The sequence below is a fragment of the Mesorhizobium sp. M2A.F.Ca.ET.037.01.1.1 genome (genome assembly GCF_003998075.1).
Classification (GTDB): domain Bacteria; phylum Pseudomonadota; class Alphaproteobacteria; order Rhizobiales; family Rhizobiaceae; genus Mesorhizobium.
This window is the reverse complement of sequence record NZ_RZSA01001333.1, coordinates 1-1,418: the sequence shown is the minus strand read 5'-3', so window position 1 is coordinate 1,418 and position 1,418 is coordinate 1. Positions and strand designations below refer to the sequence as shown.

The window sequence follows — 1,418 nt, the reverse complement described above, 5'->3', positions numbered from 1 at the left end:
GCCCCGAATTGCTCTTCGCAATTCGGCTGGCAATCCGGGTGAGGGGGAGCGCCGTCGAAGCTAAGCTGCCACCCCGCCCCTGTTCCATCCGCGCCCGCGGTCACCGAACATCACATAGCCGGCGTCCGTCACCGCGACCGTGTCCTCCAGCTTGATGAAGCCGCGCGTCGGGTGGAGCATGGTCGTCTCGACCGAGAGCACCATGTTCTTCTCCAGCGGCTTGGCCGCATAGGTGCCTTCATAGGCGACCGGATGGTTGGTCATCAGGAACGGCGCCTCATGCGTGATCAGCCCCATGCCGTGGGCGAAGAAATCCGTATAGGCCGAAACCTTCGAGGCCTTCAGCACGCTCTCCGCATGCGCGATCATGTCGCCGCCGAGGATGCCGGCCTTGACCTTGGAAATGGCCGCCTGCTGCACTGCTTCGACTTCGGCCAGAAGATCCTCCAGCTCGGCATCAGGCTCGCCGAGCACGCCCATGCGGCAAAGGTCGCCGATATAGCCGTGATAGTTGCCGCCGGAATCGATTGACATCACCTCGCCCTTCTTCCATGCCTGGCTGGACGCCGCGCGGTTATGGCTTGAGCCCAGCGTCAGCAGGCAATATTCGAAATGCGCGCCGCGATTGGTCTCCTCGCGCCTCAGCCGCTCGATGATATCGGTCTTTGTCGTGCCCTCGCGCGCCAAGGCGATCGTCGCCAGCATGGAATCGGTGATCAGTTCGGAGGCGATGCGCAGCTGCTCCAGCTCCGCCTCGGTCTTGATGGCGCGCATGCGCTCCAGCATGTCGGTCGCGTCCATCAGCTTGGCATCCGGCAGCGCCTTGCGGATCAGCATATAGGCGTCGGACGGCAGGAAGCCGGGCTCGATGCCGATGCGCGCCGCAGACTTCCCGATCTGGCGCAGATGCTCCACCGCCAGATTTGCGGCATCGAGCGTGCCCCAGCAGGCGGCGTGCAAGGTCGGCGTCCAGAACGGATGGTTCTGGTGTTCGCCGCCTTCCATCTTGTTGCCGATATAGGCTGCGTGTTCCGGCCCGCCCTTCTCGTAAAGCACGATCGGCAGGTAACGGCTGTGGCCGATCGCATCCATCGCCGCGAAGAAGATGAACTTGTAGCCGCCGAGCAGATATTGCGTGTTGTGCTTGGAGGTGGCGAAGAGCACGTCGATGCCGGCCTCTTCCATCAGCCGGTCCACCCGCGCCTGGTCGAAGGGAATACTGCTGACCTCGGTCTTGCCCGGAGCGATGTTCATCTGCCTCTCCCTGTTTTTCATCGGTCGCAGGAGCGCCGAACGTTATGATTTATGGCTGTCGGCCAAATCTGCATCATTTTGGCCGCTCTGGTCCAGCCAGAACTGATCACTTTCGCGCCAAAGGCGGTTTATGTCCGAATCTCTATCCCGCTTCGCTATAATCT

The 1,418-nt window shown here is 61.9% G+C and carries 1 protein-coding gene; it reads right to left on the bottom strand.

The genetic code is table 11. The features are described 5' to 3' along the window. Nucleotides 1-60: 60 nt before the first annotated feature. Complete coding sequence (locus tag EOA27_RS36455) at nucleotides 61-1,254, bottom strand: Xaa-Pro peptidase family protein (protein WP_126081122.1); 1,194 nt, start codon at nucleotides 1,252-1,254, stop codon at nucleotides 61-63. Between the last annotated feature and the right edge of the window lie 164 nt (nucleotides 1,255-1,418).